Here is a 23,780-nt window from a genome sequence, read left to right as displayed (position 1 = left end):
GCGCAGGCAGTAATCTACTGTCTGCGCTTTTTTCATGATTAGCTTTTTACACTTAAGGATGAAACGGCCAAGCTTGAATCCTTCTTCATTTGAAAATGATGGGAGATTCATATTCACGTTTCATCAATGCAGCTTGATGCGGCTCAGGCAAGCCCAGGGCATACACCTGTGCTGCTCGCAAGTCCGAATCGATGTCCTGCTTCCGATAGGAAGAAAGTTTAGAGATGAGAGGGAGGGGCAAGCCTTTTTTTACAGAACGAAGATATTCTTGCCCCCGGCCATTCATGCCAAGAAGTCTGATATAGGCCGGTTGGTCATTATGAATTACCTGTTCCTTGAATGTATGCGTCAATATATGGACACACATCCGCTGCAGCCGTGTCCATGTGTAGCGTTTTGTCTTCAGCGCTGCCATGAATCCAGAAAAGCTCGAAGATTGTTTGGCCATCTCCTTCATTCGGTGCTCTATGCCTTCCTCAACTTCGTATATTCCTGCCAATTCGGTTAAAGAGGAAGAAAGGATACGGTATTTCAACATGGACCAATACATTTCCCAGTCATGCAAGGCATGGTAGCGCGTTAAATATTGCTCAAGGCCACTCATCGTCGCTTGAGGAATATAACTGGAAACAGAATGTAATTCCTGGTGTTCATGGATGGCTTTACGTATCCCCGTTGCGCTGGCAATAGGGTCTTTGGACAACTTTGTTTCATGGTACCCTGCAGCGACCCTTTGAATCGTATAAGGGCGAATGGAGTAGCCGTTTGAAAGGGCAGCACTTACATATTCTTTTCCAAGGATATTATTCGGCTTCGTCAAATCCAATGCCGCATCACCATGGATGATCGAACGATAAGCCTGGGCAGCACTTGACGGATAACTATTACCGGCATCCATGGCCGATTTGATTGCGGCATCGAATGCAGCGGAATTTTCCGAAAGGATTCTGTGGGCGATGATGAATGGTTCAATTTTGCCATCCTCGCTTCCGAAGCAAAAAGAGTCACAGCCTAGCGATTCCAAAAGAGCAATAGATCCTTTTGCAAATATTTCAGCCTTCTGTGTCGCGAAAGCATATGGCAGCTCAATGACAAGATCAATGCCGCCATTCAAGGCCATTTCGGCGCGTGTCCACTTGCTGACGATAGCGGGCTCGCCACGCTGTAAGAAGGGCCCGCTCATAACAGCGACAACGACATCTGCCCCTGTTTTTTCTCTACTTTCTCTTGCATGTAAAACATGTCCATTGTGAAAAGGGTTATATTCGACTACTAAACCGCAAGCTTTCATTCGTTCACCTCAGAGAAAAACTTTGTATTTTATCAACTTAGTGCTAAAATAGTATTTCAAGTAAAATTACTATAAGTAATCGTCTGGATTTTTTGTTAGAAATGATTCATTAAACTTAGACAATCAGTTAGGATGACTACATTATAGTGTAAAGAAAAAATATTGACAAACTTATAATTGAAAGCTATAATTATTTTTGTTGCCTTGAGGTGATTTCATTTGAAATGGACGATTAGTCAACTTCAAAAAATTCGGGACAAAGATTTACGGTTTGATGAACTGGTGGATGTCTTGGACATTAGAGAAAGAGACCCGCAAATTCGCGATGTTTCTCCGATCAGAGTAGAAGGAAGAGCTGATATCAGCTCGACCGAGATTACTTTTCACTTGCATCTTTCAGGTGAATTAACATTACCTTGCTCCCGTACACTGGTAGACGTTAAATATCCGATTGATATTGATACAAAGGAAACCTTTCTTTTAAAGGCAGATGGCACAGATTTCTACGGAGATGATGTCACTGTTGTGGAAGGCGACGTTGTAGACCTAATACCGGTAATTAAAGAAAATTTATTGCTAGAAATTCCGATGCAGGTTTTTTGTGAGGATGTCGATTCGAATGAAGCTGCTCCTCAATCTGGGAAAGACTGGGCTGTTATTTCCGAAGAGGAAAATGAGCATAAGGTTGATCCGAGATTTGCAAAGCTTGCCGACTTTTTTGACAACAATAAAGAATCTTGATTGGAACGAAAAATCGTTAATCCGATTTTTCCAGCTTTTTTATATTTTTTAAGGAGGTGGGAATAATGGCTGTACCTTTTAGAAGAACGTCGAAAACTGTAAAAAGAAAACGTCGTACACACTTCAAGCTTCAAGTACCTGGTATGGTAGAATGCCCGAGCTGTGGTGGAATGACTCTTTCACATCACGTTTGTAAAGAATGTGGAACATATAAAGGAAAAGAAGTTGTCGCAAAATAATTTCTTGACCTACTTGAGAGTTTAGCTCTCTTGATGCAACACGCTAATCAAAGCGCAGGGATTTTTCTCTGTGCTTTTTTTACAAATGTATTTGGCAGAATATTTTGAATCATTCGCGTTTGCCGATGATTTTGGAGAAGGTGTTTACATGGATCAGGTGATTGAAGTTGAAAAGGGTAAACGCGGTTTCATGAAGCTCCTATTTAATAGGCCGGAGAAAAGGAATGCCGTGAATTATCAGCTGATGGACGACCTTGAGTCGATATTATCGGAAGCTGCATGCGATGATGAAGTTAAGTTGCTGGTCCTGACCGGGGCGGGCTCTGAGGCGTTCTGTTCAGGCGGGGATCTAAAGGAATTTCAGGATTTGCATACAGAAGAAGAGGCCTTTGCTATGTTATCTAAAATGGGTGAAATTCTGTATAAACTAGCAGTATTCCCAAAACCGACAATAGCGCTAATCAATGGAAGTGCTTTCGGCGGTGGATGCGAAATAGCGACAGCTTGTGATTTCAGGTTAGCAAAGAGGGAAGCTAGGCTAGGGTTTGTACAAGGTACCCTAGGAATAACGACTGGCTGGGGCGGAGCTTCGCTTTTACTTGAAAAAATACCAGAGCAAAAAGCTCTAAAGCTATTATTGGATGCAAAAATACATAAAGCTGAGGAAGCGAAGGAACTTGGCTTCGTAGATGAGATAGTCGGAGAAGGTACGGATGGATGGGAATGGTTTGCGGAAGATTTTCTTCGCCATGAGACAGGGGTATTGATGGCCTATAAACGATTGCTGGTGCATAAATGGCAGGATAGCGGGCTTAAAGGAAGAATGGATGCGGAAATCCGGGAATGTTCCAAACTGTGGGCGAGTGATGAGCATCATGCTGCAGTCGAGCGTTTTCTAAATAAGAAAAAATAAATATTACACGCTCTATATATCTTCTATCTTTCCTAGCATGTGCATATTATGAATTAAAACTTGCTAAGGAGGTAGAGAGATGACGATTGCGAGACAAGATGCATGGACTCATGATGAGGATCTGTTGTTGGCTGAAGTGGTACTGAGGCATATACGGGAAGGCAGTACACAATTAAAGGCGTTTGAAGAAGTGGGGAAACAGTTATCGAGGACATCTGCTGCTTGTGGGTTCCGTTGGAATTCATTTGTTAGGAAGCAATATAAATCAGGGATAGAGCTGGCGAAAAAACAAAGGAAAGAACAGGTAGTCAATAATCCTGAAGTGGAAAGGGATTCGATTGCAACGGTCGAAAATGTCACGATTGAAGAAATAACGCCCGAGCATGAAGATAAAGAATCTATTACCCTTCAGGAAGTTATATTATATTTAACCAAAATGGATGAATTCTTTCAGCTTGATAATAAGGAAAAAGAACGGATTTCTGAGCGTTCCCTATTTCTTGAACGGGAAAATGTCCGATTACTGGAAGAGAATGTCCTGCTTAAGGAAAACCTGAAAGCTGTTGAGGAAGATTATCGTGCGTTAATGCAGATCATGGAGCGCGCAAGAAAACTTAGTGTCCAGGAGGACGAAAAGGCGAATCCGAAGGTGAGTTTCCAAATGGATAAGAATGGTAATTTGGAAAGGGTCAATAAATAAAAAATGCGGGTGGGAAAATCCGCCCGCATTTTCTTGATGCTTCCTTATTCTTGTGTATCTATTTCTTTCTTATCTTGTACGTCAAATGGGCTCCAAATCAGCGGGTTTTCTCCGAGGTCCCTGTCCAAATCATAGGAAACAGCAGAAAAACCCATCTTTTTCCAAAAGTCTTGTGAATGGACTCTTGGGTTAGTTTTGATAGGCATGTTCAGGCTTTTGGCGAATTCGACCAAAGCTCTTCCATAACCTTTTTTCTGATAGTTAGGCAGGACTTCAAGTTTCCAAAGAACAAGGAAATCCCTGGAATTGTCAAAATACTGGTCAAATTTAGCGCTTCTTTTATAAAGGCTCATTCGAGCTACAAGTTTATCGCCATAAAAGATTCCGTAAAAAGGTGATTGGCTGTCATTTTCAATGATGTTACCTTCTAAATCATCTAGCATGGACAGTTCCTGTATCCCGTATTCTTTGAATTTTTTGAATTCCTCAAGCGTTTTAAAATTTACAAGTAATCGTTCAACCTTGTATTCCATAAAAAAGCTCCCCCTTAATTCTGATAAACCTCTTCCGATAGTACCCTTTGAAAGTCATCCCACTGATCTTTGCCATGTGGAATTTCAACTTAGGTTAAATCTAGTATGACATCATCGACTTATCCTAGCTTACTAAATGCTTATAGCCTTTTATTCCCCGCCCTTTTCCCTTCAATTTCTTTGGGGTGAGTTTGGAGTTATCTTTTGTTCCTGTAAAGTCTTCAAAATGGCTAAGCTTTTCGTATCTAATATACCATTAAATTAACACTTAAAGAAGAAAATATTATATCTTCAATGGCGTATTAATCATTCTTTCCATTGGTATTTTATGACGGGCCATCGTTAATGGAAGTTCCATCGTTTCATTCAATCGGATTGGCTGTGTTTTCCAACGATGGGAAAATTCATGCAGGCTAAAAAAGATAATGTGATAAAATAGTAAATATATTTCAAAAAGTAAGGAAGGTTATCATGAGAATTGGAATCATTGGCGGAGGGGCCATAGGGCTGTTGTTTGCGTCCCGTTTAAGTGAAAAGCATAATGTGACTCTCTATACCCATACTGCGGATCAGGCGTTCATCATCCAACGTGATGGAATCCGTCTTATTGCTGATGGCGAAAGCCGACTGCAGACGGGCATCATTTCCAAGGGGCTGGATGAAGGGATATCGGATGTGGATCTTCTTATAGTGGCCGTCAAGCAATATCACCTGCCGCAAATACTGCCTAGGATCAAAGATTTTCAGGTTCCATTGCTATTCTTGCAGAATGGTTATGGGCATATTTCTTATTTAAAGCAGCTTCAATCCCCGAACATATATGTGGGGGTAGTGGAGCATGGAGCATTGAAACATGACGGGAATACCGTGGAGCATACGGGACTCGGCATGACAAGGATCGCTTCCTTTAGCGGGGAACTTGAGCAACTATCGCTAGTGAATGAAAGGATCGATCATTTTCCTTTTACGAAGAGTGAAGATTTTCACTCGATGCTGATGGCTAAGCTTGTCGTCAATGCTGTGATAAATCCATTAACGGCGATACTTGGTGTGGAAAATGGCGGTTTAATCACTAACTCTTTTTACTACCAATTATTTCAAGATCTTTTTGAAGAAATCTCCGGTATTTTGGAAGTTCAAAATAAGGATGAGTCATTTGAACATGTGAAATCCGTTTGCATGGCAACTGCGGAAAATCGATCTTCCATGCTAAAAGATTTAGAAAATGGCCGTAAAACGGAAATTGATGCCATTTTGGGTCATATCCTCTCGGAGGCAAAGAGTAAAGGGAAAAGTGATTGCCTGACGTCTTCTCTATATAAGATGGTCAAAGGAAAAGAGTCTCAGGGGGGATGAGGATGTGCCGTACGTAGTTTCAAGCCTTGCCGCGATATTTATTACCTTGCCTTTCGTAGGGTATATACTTTTTTTTATAGGTGCCAAGCAATTCACTGGAAACCATCGGCGCTCCGTTCAATTTGCAATGGACATGAGTACGCTGCTGTTCGTATTATCCGTCCATTATTTGATCATTACGATCTGGGATATGCAAATTATTTGGGTGATCATGCTCATCATGATCATCAACGCATTCGTGGTGGTTCTTGTCCATTACAAGGTAAAAGAAGAAATCATTTTCCATAAGGTATTAAAGGGTTTTTGGAGAGTGAACTTCGCCTTTTTTTTCGTGGCTTACCTTCTATTGTTTTCCATTGGAATAATTACAAGTATTACGAAGATATTGACTACATAACATAGAACATCGCATCAATTTTCTGCTGCTGGGCAACTTCTTTTGTTTTCTTAAACCGGAATGTTATACTCTAAAAAGAATTGTAGTTGCAGAGAAAGGGAGAACAGAAATGGAGATGAAAGATCTCGCGTTACCATCTTTAAACCGTTTTGCATCGGACTATTTACAAAACCGTCTTGAAACGGAGGATTATTTTCACTATGACTTGTCTAAGCCTGACATTTATCACAATAGATATGAAGAATTGATGAACCGCTCTTTTTCACGTGATGAATTGTCGGATTACATACAACAATACATGTCTCGTCTTTCATTCAGTGAGGCAGTTAAGGGTAATATTGGAAGGTTGCGCAGGGATGATTCCGTTGTTGTGATTGGAGGACAGCAGGCAGGGTTATTATCAGGGCCGCTGTATACCATTCATAAAGTGATATCGATCATTAAGCTTGCGGAAGAACAGGAAAAAAAACTGGGGCAGCCAGTCATTCCGGTTTTTTGGATAGCTGGAGAAGATCATGATTTGGCTGAGGTCAATCATGTTTATGTTATGAAAAACGGAAAACCCGATAAAAAAACCTATCCTTCCTACCAGCCATATAAAACAATGGTTTCTGATGTGGAGCTGGAAACGGAAAAGGCAGAGAAGTGGCTTGAGGAAATCATTGAAACTTATGGAGAAACGGAATTTACGAACAAACTCCTGATTGATATGAAGGAAACCATTAAGAGATCGAATACCTTCGTCGATTTCTTCGCCGAGCTGATTCATGAATGGTTCAAAGAATATGGCCTTTTACTAGTCGATGCCGGAGATCCGGATTTAAGGCGAATTGAGAAGGCATACTTTGAATCGATGGTCAATGAAAGTGGACGGATTGCTGAAGTGGTCGAGGAACAGCAATCATTCATGCATGCGAAAGGGTATGCAAAAATGATTGAAATGGATAAACGCGCCGCTAATTTATTTTATTATGATCCAGAAAAAAAAGATCGATGTTTACTCGAACGCGTAGAAGGCGGTTTCAGCGGAAAAAACGGTGAGGTATCATTTACCGGGGATGAACTCTTGCAGATAGCCAGAAATCATCCAGAACGATTAAGCAACAATGTCATTACACGCCCGCTCATGCAGGAAATGCTTTTCCCTGTATTGGCATTCGTTTCTGGGCCAGGGGAAATAGCCTATTGGGCAGAATTAAAAAAAGTGTTTGAGTTGTTTTCCATGAAAATGCCGCCAATCATTCCTAGGTTGAATATCACGCTGGTGGAGCGGAGTATCCAAAGCGACCTTGAAGAAATGGAACTCAGTTTGGAAACTGTTCTGACTGAAGGAACCGCTAATGCTGTGGATAGTTACCTTGCTTCCGTTAAAGATGAAACGATTGACACCCTGTTCGGGACGCTGAAATCACAGCTTGAAGAGAACCATGAAAAGCTTTTTGTCCACGCTGTCTCTTTGGATAGGGGCCTCGAGCCGATGTTGAACAAGAACATTGAATTCATTCAAAAGCAATTGAATTTCATGTATGGCAAAATCGGTGACCGTACAAAGGAACGACATTCGGTCATCTTGAAAAAATATGATCGGATAGCAAATTCGCTGTACCCTCTCGAATCACCCCAGGAGAGGATTTGGAATGTGTTTTATTACTTGAATCAATATGGGCCAGAGCTCGTAAGGGATATGATGAAACTGGACTATCGCTTCAATAATCAGCATAAATTGATTTTCATTTAGAAAAACCATCCGTTTTGGGGGAAAGTGGCGGATAGATCATATTGAATACGGTTGCCACAAACCAATCCTGATGGAGGGATTGAAATGTGAAAAAAGACAGGTGCTAAAGCCTGTCTTTTTTTCTGTTTCCTGAGTACTTGTCAGGCGGGGCTTCGACAGTAATGGTGGGCCTGCGTCTTAGTTTGAGTGCATTCGAGGGAAATGCACGTTTCTTTGAATAATTTGGCTAAATAAACTTAATAAGAAAAGAAGGTAATTTTTACTTGGAAGGAGAAAGTAAAAACAAGTGGAGAAAGGTGGGGGAATGTGGTACATTGAGATTAGAATGTGGGGGTAGTGGGTATGTTCATGGGAGAGTACCATCATAACATCGATATAAAGGGCCGTTTGATAGTCCCGGTGAAATTCAGGGAAAATCTCGGGGAGCAATTTGTCCTTACCCGCGGACTTGATCAATGTTTATTTGGTTACCCTATGGAAGAGTGGAAGCTGCTAGAAGAAAAGCTGAAAGCCCTGCCTTTAACAAAAAAAGATGCCCGAGCCTTTACCCGTTTTTTCTTTTCTGCAGCTACAGAATGCGAAATTGATAAACAAGGGCGAATTAATATCCCCACGCCGCTTACTTCATATGGCCAATTGGAAAAAGAATGTGTAATTCTTGGTGTTACCAATCGTATTGAGATTTGGAGCAAATCCCTTTGGGAAAACTATTTTTCAGCTTCGGAGGATTCTTTCGCTGAGATAGCAGAAAATATGATTGGCTTTGATATTTAAGGCTGCCCTCAGAAATAGAGTCACTCAATAACCGATTGGAAGGATGTCTAGCATGTTTCAACATACAACAGTGTTATTAAAAGAGACGGTTGATGGATTGAACATCAAACCTGATGGAATTTATGTGGATTGTACTTTAGGAGGAGCCGGTCACAGCGAATACTTACTTTCACAGCTCTCTGACAAGGGCAGGCTTTATGCTTTTGATCAGGACGAAACGGCGATTCGGAATGCTAAGGAAAAATTGGAAAGCTATGGCGAACGTATTGTTCTTGTTCCTAATAATTTTAAATACTTAAAAAAAGAGTTGAATGCCCGGGGAATCGAGAAAGTGGACGGGATCCTTTATGATTTAGGTGTGTCATCCCCGCAATTGGATACACCGGAGCGTGGTTTCAGCTATAACCATGATGCACCATTGGATATGAGGATGGACCAAAGTGCAGCCATTTCTGCCTATGATGTCGTGAATACTTGGTCATTCCATGATTTACTGAGAATTTTCTTCCAATATGGAGAAGAAAAGTTTTCGAAACAAATTGCCAGGAAAATTGAAGCGGCACGTGAAATAAAACCGATTGAAACGACGTTCGAACTTGTGGAATTAATTAAGGATGGGATACCCGCCCCGGCAAGACGTAAAGGCGGACACCCTGCGAAACGAGTGTTCCAAGCAATAAGGATCGCTGTGAATGACGAACTTGGTGTCTTTGAAGATTCCCTGGAGCAGGCCATTTCGCTTTTGGATAAAGAGGGAAGAATATCTGTCATTACATTCCATTCGCTCGAAGATAGAATTTGTAAAACGGTATTTAAAAAGGCCAGTAGCATGCCGGATCTTCCGCCTGGACTTCCAGTTATCCCGGATGAATTCAAGCCAACTATGAAAATAATTACGAGAAAACCGATTTTACCTTCAGAAGAAGAATTGGAAGGGAATAATCGTTCCCGGTCGGCTAAGCTAAGAATCGCCGAAAAGCAATGATTACAGAAAAAAATCAGTGAGGGGGAACATGAATGAGTTCCATAGCCAAAAAAGTACAAGAACAGCAATATGAAGACCAACAACAGCAACAGACACAGCAAACAATGGTCATCCGTAAAGCGAAGATATCCATTGGTGAAGTTTTCTTACTATGTGCCCTTGCTATCATGGTTACCTTCATGGGAGTGAAAATAGTCTCTAATCAAGCGGCCATCTATGAAACGAATAAAGAGATCCAGCTAGTGGAAACGTCTATTGAAGAACAGGGTAAAGTGAATGATGATTTGAAAGTGCAGGTTGCTGAACTTAGTACATACGAGAGAATTTGGAAAAAAGCTGCAGCGCTAGGGTTCAAGTTAAATGAGAATAATGTGAAGGGTGTGCAGTGATAATGCAGAAACAAAAAAATATGAAGCATGGGGCAGCCGGATTATTCTTCTTATTCGGCCTGCTCTTTTTTGTTTTAGTCTGCCGCTTTTTGTATATTCAGGTGACGGGTACAGCTGGCGGGGAGGTACTGGCTTCGAAAATCGACAAGAAATATGAAAAAAAACAGGTCATAGAAGCAAAAAGGGGAAGCATACTCGATACAAAAGGTGAAGTCATCGCCGAAGATACTTCCTCCTATATCTTAAGGGCAGTACTTAGTGAAAAGGAGCCGGAGCATGTCAAGGATCCGGAGAAGACCGCGAATGAGCTTGCTAAATATATCGACATGGATGAACAGGACATCTATGAAAGACTTACGAAAGAAAAGGCATACCAAGTGGAGTTTGGCAGTGCCGGCAAGGATTTGACTCAGGTCGTCAAGCAGAAAATAGAAAAATTGGAACTGCCGGGAATTACATTCGGAAGGACGAATAAACGTTTTTATCCGAATGGGATTTTCGCCTCCCATCTGATTGGCTATGTAGAAAAGGATGAAGAAACGGGAGAAATGGCTGGTAAGTTCGGCATCGAAAGGTACCTCAATAAAGAATTGCAGGAAACGGATGGGAAGCTGACATATGACAGTGATTCATGGGGTTTCCTCTTACCGGATAAGAAGGAAAAGGTCGTTGCTCCTGATAATGGCAATGATGTCATGCTTACGATCGACAAGAAAATACAAACATTCTTGGAAGACTCGATGAGCAAAGTGCAGGAAAAATATGATCCCGAACAAATCATAGCGATTGTCTCCAATCCCAAAACGGGGGAGATTGTGGCGATGGGGCAAAGGCCCACCTTCCATCCGACAACGAAAGTCGGGCTAACGGATACATGGCGTAACCTGGCAATTGAAGAAACCTTCGAACCGGGTTCAACCATGAAAACATTCACCCTTGCCGCGGCTGTTGAGGAAGGGGTCTTTAATCCGAATGAAAGCTTTGTTGCAGGAACCTACAAAGCCGGATCGGGTAAAATCGGGGATCATAGCGGAATCGAAAGAGGAAAGAGCATGACCTTTCTGGAAGGGGTTCAACGTTCCTCGAACGTCGCTTTTGCCACACTTGCAATGGATAAAATAGGAGCCGATACGTTCCGTGAGTATTTGACTAAGTTCGGATTTGATAAAAAAACGGGAATTGACCTGCCAAACGAGATAACCGGTAAAATTCAATACAAGTATAAGCTTGAAAAAGTGACTACCTCCTTTGGACAGGGTTCGACCGTTACACCGATTCAACAAATCCAAGCTGCATCCGCAATAGCCAATGACGGAAAAATGGTGCGGCCGTACGTGATAAAAAGCATTTCCGATCAGGATACCGGAAAAATTTTGAAAACGACCAAGCCTAAAGTGACAGGGCAACCGATTTCGGCAGAAACTGCAAAACAAGTACGTGATTATTTGGAAACGGTAATTTCCGCGAAAAAAGGAACAGGGAAAAAATATGCCATTGATGGATATCAAGTAGCGGGGAAAACCGGTACTGCACAAATTGCGGGTCCGACAGGCAGATATTTAGAAGGGAAAAATAACTATGTGTTCTCCTTTTTAGGAATGGCTCCAAAAGATGATCCGCAGTTGGTCATGTATGTGGCGGTCAAGCAGCCCAAGTTAGGTGTATCTTATGTTGGGGCTGATCCATTGTCAGAGATTTTCAATCCTGTCATGCAAAATAGCCTGCAATATCTAAACATAAAACCTTCTGAAGTTAAAAAACAAAAAGCAAATAAAATTAAAGACTATACGAATCAAACCGAGAGTTCAGCTGTTACAGAACTGAAGGAACTTGGTTATGATGTAAGTATGATCGGAAGTGGACGTAAAGTGCTCGACCAATCCCCGAAAGCGGGGAGTGTACTCTTACAAGGTGAAAAGATAATCCTCAGGACGGAAGGCGAAATGAAAGTCCCTGACATGAAGGGATGGTCCTTGCGCGATGTCATGAAATTGGCTAAGGTTGCAAAACTGGATCTGAAAACCGAAGGTACTGGATACGTGAGTAAACAGAGTCTTAAGGCCGGGAAAAAGGTAAATGAAGGGGAAACCTTCAATATTGAATTATCCCAGCCTGATGGGGCTGGTGAAGATATACCGACAAAAGAGAAAACAGAGTGAAGATAAAGAGGGGATCCAAATGGATTCCCTCTTTGTTTCTTTCAAAGTTTCTAGTCTAGCATCGAGTAGACAAGCATATATTGAAGCATGTATGAAATGGAGGTGCCTGTTTTTGCGTGTTTCGAATGTTACTGTCCGAAAACGGCTGGCAATCGCATTGGCGATCGGTATCGTTGTTTTTTTTATCATTGATATCCGATTGGGAATTGTACAGTTTTATCTAGGGGATAAGTTGACGGGGCTGGCTAAAGATTCCTGGAGCAGGAATATTCCTTTTGAAGCCAAACGAGGAGAAATCCTTGATCGGAATGGTGTCGAGCTGGCAACGAATATATCTGCGCCAACAGTCTATGTCATACCTAGACAGATTGAGAATCCTGGGGAGACGGCGGAACAGCTTGCTTCAATATTGGATATGACAAAGGAAAAGGCTTATCAATGGTTAACGAAACAGGCGATGAGCGTCAGAATTCCGGAAGGCAGAAAGATATCTCACGAAAAGGCGAAGGAAATTAAAGCATTAGGGATAAAGGGCGTATACATCGCTGAAGATTCAAAGCGCCATTACCCATTTGGTGAATACCTTTCACATGTTCTTGGCTTTACAGGCTCTGACAATCAAGGGTTGATGGGTATTGAATTGTCTTATGATAAGGAACTAAGCGGGGAAAAAGGATTCGTTAAATTTTACTCCGATGCGAAAGGGAAAAGGCTTGAGAATATGGCCGATGACTATAAGCCCCCTGTTGATGGTGATAATTTGAAGCTGACCATCGATAGCAAAATCCAGACAATTGTGGAGAGGGAGCTCGATAATGCGGAGGCGACATATGATCCCGATGGTATAATTGCCATTGCAATGGACCCGAACACCGGGGAAATATTGGCAATGTCCAGCAGGCCAACCTTCGACCCTGCCAATTTTCAAAATGTCCCCTCGGAAGTGTATAATCGTAATTTACCAGTTTGGAGTATATATGAACCAGGATCGACTTTTAAGATCATCACGCTTGCTGCAGCGCTTGAGGAAGGGAAGGTCGACTTACAAAAGGAACATTTTTATGATTCCGGACATGTGGAAGTGTCAGGATCAACGCTGCATTGCTGGAAAAGCGGAGGACATGGCGATCAAACTTTTCTTGAAGTGGTCGAGAACTCATGTAACCCGGGTTTTGTGGAATTAGGGAACCGGCTTGGTAAAGACAAGCTGTTTAAATATATAAATGATTTCGGTTTTGGTCAAAAGACGGGAATTGATTTAACCGGAGAAGGAAAAGGAATCATGTTCAACATGGATCGAGTGGGTCCGGTTGAGCAGGCAACTACTGCGTTTGGACAAGGTGTAGCCGTAACGCCCATTCAGCAGGTGACAGCGGTATCGGCAGCCGTGAATGGCGGGACTTTGTATACACCATATATCGCGAAGGAACTCGTGAATCCAAAAAATGGGGAAGTGCTGATGCGAAAGACCCCTCAGGCGAAGAAAAAGGTGATTTCAGAAGCAACCTCGAAGAAAGTCCGGGAAGCGCTTGAATCCGTTGTCGCCCAAGGAAGCGGCAAAGGAGCATTCGTGGAGTCGTACCGCGTCGGCGGGAAAACGGGTACAGCCCAAAAAGCTGAAAATGGCAGATACCTTGAAAATAATTATATTCTCTCATTCATTGGTGTCGCTCCAGCGGATGATCCGCAAATCGTCGTTTATATAGCTGTGGATAATCCGAAAGGAACGGTACAATTCGGCGGGGTCGTTGCCGCACCGATCGTTGGGAATATCATGGAGGATTCACTTAGGGCCATGGGCGTCAAGCCAAGGAAAAACCAGATTGAGAAGGAGACGGTCTGGACGGATCCCGTCATGGTCGAGGTACCAGACGTCGTGGGTCTCAGCAAAAAAGAATTGCAAACCCAGCTCATCGACCTTAAGCTTGATATTGCCGGAAATGGGGATAAAGTCATAAATCAAGCCCCAGATCCAGGTGTTAAAGTAAAACAAGGCTCTACAATAAGAATTTATCTTGGCGAAAATACAGAATAAGTATAATATAATATATGAATAGTTAAAGCGGCTGAAGATTCATCAGCCGCTTTGTTTACGGAGTCGGGATAACCCCGTATAATTGAAATTGGTTTCTCGACAAGCCAAGGCTAATCACATATAATGAATCCTCAAATTAAGTTGAGAGGGATGGAAAAATGAAGCTTCACAAATTACTATCTTATTTACACTCCTTATTTACGTATGAAGGAGAAAATCCTGAAATCACCTCCATTGAAAATGATAACCGTAAAGTCATAGACGGAAGTTTATTTGTTTGTATAAAAGGTTATACAGTCGATGGTCATGATTTTGCCCAACTTGCTGTAGAGCATGGAGCTGCAGCAGTCATTGCCGAAAGGCCGCTTGACCTCGATGTTCCCGTGATCGTAGTCAGGGATTCGAGCAGGGCGATGGCGGTTCTTGCCGATGCATTTTATGGCCATCCGACTCAAAAGATGCGCTTGATCGGAATTACAGGAACGAATGGAAAGACGACGACCAGTCACTTATTGGAAAAGATTTTCGAGGATCGACATGAAAAAACAGGCTTGATTGGCACGATGTATACAAAAATCGCCGATACGGTATATGAAACCAAGAATACGACGCCAGATAGCGTTACACTGCAGAAGGCTTTTCATGAAATGGCCGAAACATCCGTCTCCACGGCCATTATGGAGGTTTCATCGCATGCACTTGAGCTTGGGCGCGTCCATGGCTGTGATTATGATATTGCCGTCTTTACGAATCTCACACAGGATCATTTGGATTTTCATAAAACCATGGACAGATACAGGCAGGCAAAATCCTTATTTTTCTCACAGCTTGGCAATGCTTACATAGAAAATCGCCCTAAATATGCTGTGCTTAATGCTGATGATGAGGCAACTGCCGATTTCATTAAGGCGACTGCCGCTACAGTCGTTACATACGGCATAGACAATGAAGCGGATATCAGGGCCAAAGATATAAAAATTGATGCAAATGGCACATCGTTCACCTTGACAGCAGGTAAAGAAGAGCGATACATTCAGCTGAAGCTAATTGGTAAATTCAGTGTTTATAATGTACTCTCTGCCATCTCTGCTGCTTTGTGTGCCGGTAACGATCTGGATGAGACAATTAGATCCATCGAGGATATAAAAGGTGTTGCAGGCCGTTTTGAGCTCATTTCAGCGAATCAGGACTTCCCGGTCATTGTTGACTATGCCCATACTCCGGACAGTTTGGAAAATGTTCTGAAGACTGTTGGTGAGTTTGCTAAAAAGAAAATTTACGTGATAGTGGGCTGCGGCGGGGACCGAGACAAGACAAAGCGTCCAATCATGGCGCAAATTGCATGCAGCTTGGCGACTGACCCGATCTTCACTTCGGATAATCCACGCAGTGAAAATGCTGCCCAGATTCTCCGGGATATGGAAGCTGGTGTAGCAGGCAAAGAATATACGGTTATTGAAGACCGCAGGCAGGCAATAGCTTACGCAGTTTCCAAGGCGGAAGAGGGCGACGTTATATTAATTGCTGGAAAAGGACATGAAACCTATCAATTGGTCGGTGACGAAGTGCTTCACTTCGATGACCGTGAAGAAGCGGAAAAGGCGATTCAAAGTCGTTTGGGTTCAGTTTGAACCAACGCTGAAATTGACCTGCAACAAAATAGGAAAAGACATCAAGCAGAATTTAATATTTGAATTGTGTTAGGAATGAGGGAATAAGGAATGTTGGAACAAGTGATTTTTTATACGATTTTGGTGGCGTTTTTAGTAACCGTTCTTCTTTCGCCGATTTTCATCCCGTTTTTAAGAAGATTGAAATTCGGGCAAAGTATTAGGGAAGAAGGCCCGCAATCGCATTTGAAAAAAACGGGAACACCCACCATGGGCGGTTTGGTCATATTATTATCTGTTACCATCGCTACACTAGTCATGACTTTGAAATTTTCGGCACCTTCAACCGAAACGTATTTATTATTATTCGTTACTTTAGGTTTTGGTTTATTAGGTTTCCTTGATGATTTCATCAAAGTGGTCATGAAGCGTAACCTGGGACTGACTTCCAAGCAAAAACTGCTTGGACAAATTGTGATTTCGGTCATCTTTTACTTCGTATTCAAGCAGACAGACCGTTTTAATCCTGAATTGACGATTCCAGGCACTGACTTTGCTTTTGATTTTGGCTGGTTTTATCTGTTCATCGTTATATTCTGGCTGGTAGGCTTTTCGAATGCCGTCAATTTGACGGATGGGCTTGATGGACTTGTCTCAGGGACATCAGCCATTGCCTTTGGTGCTTTTGCCATTTTGGCCTGGAGTCAGTCACAATATGATGTCGCCATTTTTTCGGTGGCGGTTGTCGGTGCAGTACTCGGATTCTTGGTATTCAATGCACACCCGGCAAAGGTTTTCATGGGGGATACGGGTTCCTTGGCCCTTGGGGGAGCGATCGCAACCATCGCCTTGTTAACGAAGCTTGAAATCCTCCTGGTAATCATTGGCGGAGTCTTCGTCATTGAAACGCTCTCGGTCATCCTTCAGGTAGGATCTTTTAAAACGACTGGTAAACGTATATTTAAAATGAGTCCGCTTCACCACCATTATGAGCTTTCCGGCTGGTCGGAATGGCGTGTCGTCGTCACTTTCTGGACAGTGGGGCTGCTGTGTGCGGTACTCGGAATCTATTTAGAGGTGTGGATATAATTGAAAGAGACTGCAAAGTATTCAGAGAAAAAGATATTAGTATTGGGTTTGGCAAAAAGCGGAGTGATGGCAGCTTCGCTTCTACATAAATTAGGTGCTTTCGTGACGGTTAATGACATGAAGCCATTATCGGAAAATCCTGAGGCGCAAGGACTTCTTGAACAGGGTATCAAAGTCATCTGCGGCAGTCATCCAATCGAGCTTCTGGATGAGGGGTTCGAGCTGATCGTGAAAAATCCGGGAATCCCCTATCGGAACCCTATCGTAAAAGGGGCATTGGAAAAAGGGATTCCTGTTATCACGGAAGTTGAACTGGCCTACCAGATAAGTGAAGCACCTTTCATAGGAATCACTGGTACAAATGGGAAAACGACCACGACAACATTGATATACGAAATGTTGAAGTCCGGTGAAAAATCCCCGCTGATTGCCGGTAATATCGGGACAGTGGCATCTGGTGTTGCTGAACATGCAAAACCAGATGACTCGATCGTCATAGAATTATCATCGTTTCAGTTAATGGGAATAGACGAATTTCGTCCTGAAATCTCAATCGTGACAAATTTATATGATGCACATTTGGATTATCACAGTTCCAAACAGGAATATGTCGAAGCAAAAGCTGCCATCACGAAAAATCAAATAGCATCAGATTTCATGATTTATAATGCAGATCAAGATCTTGTTTTATCCATGGCGAAAGAGACCAAGGCACAACTTGTACCATTTTCAGCTGAAGTGAAACATGAGAATGGAGCCTATGTGGAAGATGGTGCCGCCTGTTTCCGAGGGGAAAAAATCATTGAAGTTTCAGAGATAGCCCTTCCCGGGAAGCATAATTTGGAAAATGTACTCGCCGCCATCTCAGCGGCCAAGCTTAAGGGTGTAGCTAATGAAGCCATTCAGACTGTATTGAAAACATTTTATGGTGTGGAGCACCGTCTGCAGTTCGTGGCAACGATCGATAACCGTAAATTTTATAATGATTCGAAAGCGACGAACATTCTTGCAGCGTCCAAAGCGTTAACATCCTTTACGGAACCGGTCATCTTATTGGCAGGCGGTCTGGATCGCGGAAATGAATTTGATGAGTTGAAACCGGCGATGAAAAATGTCAAAGCCGTGATAACTTTTGGCGAAACGGCGGAAAAAATTGAACGGGTAGCCAAAGAAATAGGAATAGCGAATATAAAACGTGTCGATAATGTAGAAAAGGCCGTACCGGCTGCATTTGAATTATCAAATGAAGGCGACTGTATTCTTCTCTCCCCGGCTTGTGCAAGCTGGGATCAATATAAAACTTTTGAGCAAAGAGGAGACATGTTTATGGAGGCCGTGCATAAACTTAAGTAAGAGCTTTCGCAGAGAGAAGTGAACCTGCTTCTACGTTGACACCATGAAAAAAAGCGATAATGAGCCGTTATCGCTTTTTTTTTGACTAAAGTGCTGACAAGCAATAAGCACTGATGTTTATATTCGTAGGCTAAAAACTTCCTAGAGGTGGATGTCCGTGCCATTAAAAAAATCGAATCCTGATCTCATTCTCATTATCGTCACCTTAAGTCTTTTGACTGTTGGATTAATCATGGTTTACAGCGCGAGTGCCATTTGGGCAACATATAAATTTGATGATTCGTTTTATTTTGCTAAAAGGCAGTTGCTTTTTGCCTGCGTCGGTGTCATAGCCATGTTTTTCATCATGAATGTGGATTACTGGACGTGGAGGACATGGGCCAAAATCCTTATCATCATTTGTTTCATTATGTTACTGGCTGTGCTTGTACCAGGTATAGGGATGGCGAGAAATGGTTCGAGGAGCTGGATTGGTGTAGGTGCTTTTTCGGTCCAACCCTCTGAGTTCATGAAGCTGGCGATGATCGCTTTTTTAGCTAAGTTTTTATCAGAACGGCAAAAGCTGATCACCTCCTTTAAAAAAGGGATGCTTCCATCCTTGGGTTTAGTGTTTTTGGCATTTGGTTTGATCATGTTACAGCCAGACCTTGGAACGGGAACGGTAATGGTTGGAACGTGCATTGTCATGATTTTTATTTCCGGGGCAAGAATCAGTCATTTTGTCGGCTTGGGGCTAATTGGGGTAGCGGGTTTTATCGGTCTGATTTTGTCAGCGCCTTACCGGATAAAAAGGATCACGTCTTTTCTGGATCCATGGGAAGACCCTTTGGGCAGTGGATTTCAGATGATTCAATCGTTTTATGCAATCGGGCCAGGGGGATTGTTCGGATTGGGGCTCGGGCAAAGCCGCCAAAAGTTTTTCTATTTACCCGAACCGCAGACTGATTTCATTTTTGCCATACTTTCCGAGGAACTTGGCTTCATCGGGGGATCTCTTGTCATTTTATTATTTGCGCTAATGCTTTGGCGGGGCATTCGTATCGCACTTGGTGCCCCTGATTTATACGGGAGCCTTGTAGCGGTGGGAATCATTGCGATGGTAGCCATTCAAGTGATGATCAATATAGGAGTGGTAACGGGACTTATGCCGGTTACGGGTATCACCTTGCCCCTCTTAAGTTATGGCGGTTCATCGCTGACGCTCATGCTGATGGCGATTGGGGTGCTCCTGAATATTAGCCGATATTCGAGGTTCTGAAATAAGTAAAAAATGTGGTTTGGCAAAAGGGAAGTCCTGTTAAACGCAGGGCTCCCCTTTTTTTTCGTTGAAAACCCTTCCAGGAAAAACGATTTTTTTGGGGGGGATTGCCGAAATTTAGAAATAAATGAAATGCCGCTTAAATATTACCATGTATGAATGTTGGAGAATCCACAATAAATATTGGCAATACGTCTTTGTTTAGACTATAGTATAAGAGGGTTAGGCCGTACTGGGGCTTGCTTCTGTTCATTTTTCTGCTAAAAAGGCGTTATTAATCTTGTAATATAAGTGACCTCATGGAAGAGGAAATGAAAATTATAACTTGGAATTTTGGAACAACAAGGAGGTTTATCATGGATAATGTGATAAAGCAATTAACTGAAATGAAAATCGGCAAAGTTCTTGAACAGGAACCGCTTGCAAATCATACAACTATGAAAATTGGGGGGCCGGCTGATTTATTCATCATGCCGTCATCCATTGAAAATATAGAAAAAACGATGCAGGTCATCAAAGAAAATGGGATGCCGTGGAGGGTGATCGGCAGGGGCTCGAACCTGCTGGTCAGTGATGGCGGAATTGAAGGTGCCGTGCTTAAATTGGGTAGAGGACTTGATCATCTCGAGATAAATGGGACGGAGATCAAAGCAGGAGCTGGGGTATCACTTGTCAGCCTCTCCGTACAAATCAGTAAAAAAGGATATGCAGGATTGGAATTTGCCAGTGGGATTCCTGGTTCCGTCGGCGGAGCGGTCTATATGAACGCTGGTGCACATGGTTCCGATATGAGTGAAATCCTCAAGCAGGCACATGTTCTTTTTGAAGATGGAACTCTAGCTTGGCTTTCGAAAGAGGAAATGGAGTTTTCTTATCGAACTTCTCTGCTTCAGAAGAAAAGACCTGGTATCGTACTGGAAGCAATTTTTCAATTGACAGAGGGGGATAAAACCGAAATCGTTGAAAGAATGCAAAATAACAAGAATTATCGTAAAGATACCCAGCCATATAATCTTCCATGTGCCGGGAGCATATTTAGGAATCCACTTCCACACCATGCTGGTAAATTGGTCGAGAATGCAGGCCTGAAGGGACATTCTATTGGCGGAGCTCAGATTTCTCCGATGCACGGGAACTTCATCGTTAATACAGGTAATGGAAGTGCAGCGGATGTTCAAGCCTTGATACAGCATGTGAAGGATACTGTATATGATAAATTTGAAGTTGAAATGGAAACAGAAGTGGAAATTATCGGAAGAAAATAACGGGATTCATTATATCCAAATATTGTGATATAATGTGTTACCTTTAAAGTTTGTTAAGAACATAATATTGAGTTTGTCTTGATTTCGCACTGTCAAGAACCATCCATTTTTTCAGGAAGAGGTGAAGGGGATGGAAAAGGGAAAAATCGTTTCCATTGAGGACCGCATCCCGAAATTAAAACAATTAAGAAAAAGCAAAGCAAACAGGCGACTTGTTCTTTTGCTGTCCCTTTTCTTCATTCTTGTTGCTTGTGTGCTATATTTCCTATCCCCGTTGAGCTATGTGAAATCCGTGCAGGTAGAGGGGAATCGTTATATTACTTCCAAACAGATCATTAAATTGAGTAAGGTGAAGAAGGATCGAAGCATCTGGAAGGTTGATACAGGGACAGCGGCAGCCAATATCAAAAAAAATCAAGAAATAAAAAGCGTTAAGGTGACACCGGTATTTCCTAATTCCATTAAAATTACGGTTTCGGAACATAACAGGATGGCATATCTGTCCAATAATGGGAAGTTTGCACCCATTTTGGAAAACGGGTCCGTTTTAGAGGAGTTAGCAACAGGAGAAATTCCAGTATTTGCCCCTGTTTTAATTGGTTTCAAAGAGGGTAAAGCATTAAAGTTGCTTTTAGAAGAGCTGGACAAGCTTCCTGTCGAGATTCAGAATGCCATTTCGGAAATTCATTACGCTCCTACAAAAACCGATGAATACCATATCGTCATGTTCATGAACGATGGGTTTGAAGTAAGTGCGACAAGCCGGACTTTATACGAGAAAATGATTCACTATCCATCGATAGTCAGCCAGCTGGATCCAAATGTAAAGGGAGTCATCGATCTGGAAGTGGGTTCTTATTTTAAAGCATATGAAGACGCTGAACAAAAGGAAGACACCAATGAGGAAAATTAATGGCAACCGGGTGGTTTTACCCCTGGTTTGCGTGGTTCTCGGATTCATGATTGCCTTCTCTTACAATCTGACCAAAGAAGGTGAAGGTGCAGGGAAGGACAAAGCCTGGGACCAGGAATATGAGCTCAGGCAGCGGCTGATCGAACAAGAGAAGCAGAACCGGGAACTTCAGAAGGAACTCCTCCAGAAGCAAGAAAATGTATCCCAAATAGAAAAAGACCTAGCTCAGGAAAAGCAGCTTTTTTTCAATTTGGCAAAGGAAACGGAAAAATACCGAATGTTTCTCGGAAAAGTGAAAGTGAAAGGCTCAGGCCTTCAGGTGACGCTTGAAGATGGTACAGATATGGAATCAGAAGCCAATGTTAATAATTACCTCGTCCATGAACAGCATGTCTTCAAGGTCGTCAATGAACTATACATATCAGGTGCAGAGGCTGTTGCGATTAACGGCCAAAGGTTAAATCATGATTCATACATAATCTGTAATGGGCCTGTGATTACAATCGATGGCCATCAGCATCCTGCTCCCTTCATCATATCTGCGATAGGGGACCCGGAAATCCTGGGTGCTTCACTGGATTTACCGGGTGGCATCAAGGAACAGCTGGTTAATGAGAATATTATCTTTACAGTGGAAAAGCAAAAGAATATCATTTTTGATCCAATTATTGGAGGGTGATCGTGACCGCCGGATTCGATGAAAGATTGGTGAGAAACTGGAAATGAAAAAAAAGCTTTCTTTTAGTTTGGTTACGTTGATTGCTGGCTTCATGCTCGCTATTCAATTCAATTTGGTGAATCAGCCTGTCGTATCCGATACAAGGGATATGTGGGAACTGAAAAATGATTTATTGAAAGAACAGCAGACCCAGGCGGAATTAATAGAGGGTATCAGTAAGCTTGAGGGAAAAATAGCATCTTATGAAACAAAGAAAAATGAGAGTAAAGAAGAAGTCTTGCGTGACACCCTGACCGAATTGAAGACTGACGCAGGTTTGACCGAAATAAGAGGTAATGGGGTAATCGTATCTATACAGCCTATCAAAGCTGATATCCTTCTTGGTGAGAAGGTCGAGTATATTTCACCAGTATTGATCATTCGGCTTATTAATGAAATGTATAGATATGGCGCTGACGAAATTTCCATTTCAGGACAAAGGTATATATCAACATCGGTTATTCGTGATATTAATGGGCAGCCGAAAATGGACGGATATCCTCTGGTTCATTACCCGGTTGAAATGCAGGCAATAACCGTTAATCCAAAGAAACTGAAGCAGCGCATTGAAGGTTCCGAACTTATGGATGATTTCTTTATAGATAATTTTGAAGTGCAGATTAAGGTGCCTTCCGGCAAGTTGACATTGCCGGCTTACCAAAATGCTATTAACGTGGAACATATGGAACCCATTATGGATGGGGGGTAATCGTGATGTGGCTTTCAGTTTTTGGTCTGTTGATTGGAATCACCCTTGGTTTTTTGGTGGATTTTGATATTCCCCATGAATATTCAAATTATCTCTCCATAGCCGTACTTGCTGCTTTTGATACCTTATTTGGGGGAATACGGGCTCATTTGCAAAATCTTTATGATGAAGTTGTATTTGTAACAGGATTCTTCTTTAATATTATTTTAGCCGCAGGTTTGGCTTTTCTAGGTGTACATCTTGGTGTAGACTTATATTTAGCCGCAATCTTTGTATTCGGTGTCAGGCTCTTTCAAAATATTGCCCTGATTAGAAGGATCCTGATTGAAAAATGGTCCATCTCCCGGAAAAAGCAGAAAAAAAATCTATAATTTTAAAGGGAATTAAGTTATAAATGACGAATAGTTTATGGCAGTATCTAGTTTTTTTAGTAAATCAGTCTCGTAGAGAAGCGAACAATATGCATCATAAAGTACGAGTTTTGTTCGGGAAATACAAAATGAAACGCTTATCTATGAAATTCGTCAGTTGTTGTAAACAGTTCTGTTATTCTATAATGTATAAGTCTTCGATATAAAAATGTTATTCTACTAATACATGTATAAAACTGAAGGA

The 23,780-nt window shown here is 42.1% G+C and carries 23 protein-coding genes; 21 read left to right on the top strand and 2 right to left on the bottom strand.

Annotation, left to right across the window (positions count from 1 at the left end):
- Nucleotides 1–85: 85 nt before the first annotated feature.
- The gene (locus tag A6755_RS19445) at nucleotides 86–1,291 is read right to left on the bottom strand and encodes a nucleotidyltransferase (RefSeq protein WP_063591697.1); all 1,206 of its coding nucleotides are present in this window, start codon (nucleotides 1,289–1,291) and stop codon (nucleotides 86–88) included.
- A 219-nt stretch (nucleotides 1,292–1,510) separates the two neighbouring features.
- On the opposite strand from A6755_RS19445, the gene A6755_RS19440 reads away from it, so the two are divergent.
- The 4 genes from A6755_RS19440 to A6755_RS19425 all read left to right on the top strand — a co-directional run bounded on the left by A6755_RS19440 (nucleotide 1,511) and on the right by A6755_RS19425 (nucleotide 3,884).
- Complete coding sequence (locus tag A6755_RS19440) at nucleotides 1,511–2,032, top strand: YceD family protein (RefSeq protein ID WP_034313932.1); 522 nt, start codon at nucleotides 1,511–1,513, stop codon at nucleotides 2,030–2,032.
- Nucleotides 2,033–2,097: 65 nt separating this feature from the next.
- Nucleotides 2,098–2,271 carry a 50S ribosomal protein L32 gene (gene rpmF, locus A6755_RS19435; protein ID WP_034313929.1) on the top strand — a complete coding sequence of 58 codons (174 nt, stop codon included), beginning with the start codon at nucleotides 2,098–2,100 and terminating at the stop codon, nucleotides 2,269–2,271.
- A gap of 70 nt (nucleotides 2,272–2,341) precedes the next feature.
- Nucleotides 2,342–3,184 (top strand): enoyl-CoA hydratase/isomerase family protein, encoded by an 843-nt coding sequence (locus A6755_RS19430; RefSeq protein WP_347876803.1) that lies wholly within the window; start codon nucleotides 2,342–2,344, stop codon nucleotides 3,182–3,184.
- Nucleotides 3,185–3,263: 79 nt separating this feature from the next.
- Nucleotides 3,264–3,884 (top strand): RsfA family transcriptional regulator, encoded by a 621-nt coding sequence (locus tag A6755_RS19425; protein WP_034313926.1) that lies wholly within the window; start codon nucleotides 3,264–3,266, stop codon nucleotides 3,882–3,884.
- Between the two features lie 44 nt (nucleotides 3,885–3,928).
- On the opposite strand, the gene A6755_RS19420 is transcribed toward A6755_RS19425, so the two are convergent.
- Nucleotides 3,929–4,417, bottom strand: a complete 489-nt coding sequence (locus tag A6755_RS19420) for an N-acetyltransferase (protein ID WP_034313924.1) — start codon at nucleotides 4,415–4,417, stop codon at nucleotides 3,929–3,931.
- A gap of 471 nt (nucleotides 4,418–4,888) precedes the next feature.
- Between A6755_RS19420 and A6755_RS19415 the strand changes: the two genes are divergently transcribed.
- The 17 genes from A6755_RS19415 (at nucleotide 4,889) to A6755_RS19335 (ending at nucleotide 23,536) form a co-directional block, all read left to right on the top strand.
- Nucleotides 4,889–5,773 carry a 2-dehydropantoate 2-reductase gene (locus A6755_RS19415; RefSeq protein WP_063591696.1) on the top strand — a complete coding sequence of 295 codons (885 nt, stop codon included), beginning with the start codon at nucleotides 4,889–4,891 and terminating at the stop codon, nucleotides 5,771–5,773.
- A 4-nt stretch (nucleotides 5,774–5,777) separates the two neighbouring features.
- A complete protein-coding gene (locus tag A6755_RS19410) occupies nucleotides 5,778–6,170 on the top strand; it encodes a DUF3397 domain-containing protein (RefSeq protein ID WP_063591695.1) in 393 nt (130 codons plus the stop codon).
- Nucleotides 6,171–6,279: 109 nt separating this feature from the next.
- Entirely contained in the window at nucleotides 6,280–7,908 is a 1,629-nt protein-coding gene (gene bshC / locus A6755_RS19405; RefSeq protein WP_063591694.1) for a bacillithiol biosynthesis cysteine-adding enzyme BshC, read from the top strand.
- Between the two features lie 342 nt (nucleotides 7,909–8,250).
- A complete protein-coding gene (mraZ, locus tag A6755_RS19400) occupies nucleotides 8,251–8,682 on the top strand; it encodes a division/cell wall cluster transcriptional repressor MraZ (protein WP_034313914.1) in 432 nt (143 codons plus the stop codon).
- Between the two features lie 52 nt (nucleotides 8,683–8,734).
- Complete coding sequence (gene rsmH / locus A6755_RS19395; protein WP_063591693.1) at nucleotides 8,735–9,667, top strand: 16S rRNA (cytosine(1402)-N(4))-methyltransferase RsmH; 933 nt, start codon at nucleotides 8,735–8,737, stop codon at nucleotides 9,665–9,667.
- Nucleotides 9,668–9,699: 32 nt separating this feature from the next.
- Nucleotides 9,700–10,056, top strand: coding sequence for a cell division protein FtsL (ftsL, locus tag A6755_RS19390; protein ID WP_034313908.1), 357 nt, complete (start codon nucleotides 9,700–9,702; stop codon nucleotides 10,054–10,056).
- A gap of 2 nt (nucleotides 10,057–10,058) precedes the next feature.
- Nucleotides 10,059–12,215: a penicillin-binding protein gene (locus tag A6755_RS19385; RefSeq protein WP_063591692.1), complete on the top strand. Its 2,157-nt coding sequence runs from the start codon at nucleotides 10,059–10,061 to the stop codon at nucleotides 12,213–12,215.
- A 112-nt stretch (nucleotides 12,216–12,327) separates the two neighbouring features.
- Nucleotides 12,328–14,250, top strand: a complete 1,923-nt coding sequence (locus A6755_RS19380) for a stage V sporulation protein D (RefSeq protein WP_034313905.1) — start codon at nucleotides 12,328–12,330, stop codon at nucleotides 14,248–14,250.
- A gap of 158 nt (nucleotides 14,251–14,408) precedes the next feature.
- Nucleotides 14,409–15,881, top strand: coding sequence for a UDP-N-acetylmuramoyl-L-alanyl-D-glutamate--2,6-diaminopimelate ligase (locus tag A6755_RS19375; protein ID WP_063591691.1), 1,473 nt, complete (start codon nucleotides 14,409–14,411; stop codon nucleotides 15,879–15,881).
- 90 nt (nucleotides 15,882–15,971) lie between these two features.
- A complete protein-coding gene (mraY, locus tag A6755_RS19370) occupies nucleotides 15,972–16,949 on the top strand; it encodes a phospho-N-acetylmuramoyl-pentapeptide-transferase (protein WP_034313901.1) in 978 nt (325 codons plus the stop codon).
- Nucleotides 16,950–18,302 (top strand): UDP-N-acetylmuramoyl-L-alanine--D-glutamate ligase, encoded by a 1,353-nt coding sequence (gene murD / locus A6755_RS19365; RefSeq protein ID WP_063576913.1) that lies wholly within the window; start codon nucleotides 16,950–16,952, stop codon nucleotides 18,300–18,302.
- 157 nt (nucleotides 18,303–18,459) lie between these two features.
- Nucleotides 18,460–19,560 carry a stage V sporulation protein E gene (gene spoVE / locus A6755_RS19360; RefSeq protein ID WP_095389937.1) on the top strand — a complete coding sequence of 367 codons (1,101 nt, stop codon included), beginning with the start codon at nucleotides 18,460–18,462 and terminating at the stop codon, nucleotides 19,558–19,560.
- A 356-nt stretch (nucleotides 19,561–19,916) separates the two neighbouring features.
- Nucleotides 19,917–20,825 carry a UDP-N-acetylmuramate dehydrogenase gene (gene murB, locus A6755_RS19355; RefSeq protein ID WP_034313894.1) on the top strand — a complete coding sequence of 303 codons (909 nt, stop codon included), beginning with the start codon at nucleotides 19,917–19,919 and terminating at the stop codon, nucleotides 20,823–20,825.
- A gap of 130 nt (nucleotides 20,826–20,955) precedes the next feature.
- Nucleotides 20,956–21,738, top strand: a complete 783-nt coding sequence (locus tag A6755_RS19350) for a cell division protein FtsQ/DivIB (protein WP_034313893.1) — start codon at nucleotides 20,956–20,958, stop codon at nucleotides 21,736–21,738.
- Entirely contained in the window at nucleotides 21,725–22,417 is a 693-nt protein-coding gene (locus A6755_RS19345; protein ID WP_063591690.1) for a DUF881 domain-containing protein, read from the top strand. Before A6755_RS19350 ends, A6755_RS19345 begins: the two co-directional genes overlap by 14 nt.
- 43 nt (nucleotides 22,418–22,460) lie before the next feature.
- A complete protein-coding gene (locus A6755_RS19340) occupies nucleotides 22,461–23,165 on the top strand; it encodes a DUF881 domain-containing protein (protein ID WP_084737976.1) in 705 nt (234 codons plus the stop codon).
- Nucleotides 23,166–23,170: 5 nt separating this feature from the next.
- Nucleotides 23,171–23,536, top strand: coding sequence for a small basic family protein (locus tag A6755_RS19335; protein ID WP_034313884.1), 366 nt, complete (start codon nucleotides 23,171–23,173; stop codon nucleotides 23,534–23,536).
- Nucleotides 23,537–23,780 lie beyond the last annotated feature (244 nt).

The sequence above is a fragment of the Peribacillus frigoritolerans genome (assembly GCF_001636405.1).
Taxonomy (GTDB): domain Bacteria; phylum Bacillota; class Bacilli; order Bacillales; family DSM-1321; genus Peribacillus; species Peribacillus frigoritolerans.
This window is presented reverse-complemented; position numbering and strand designations above follow the sequence as displayed.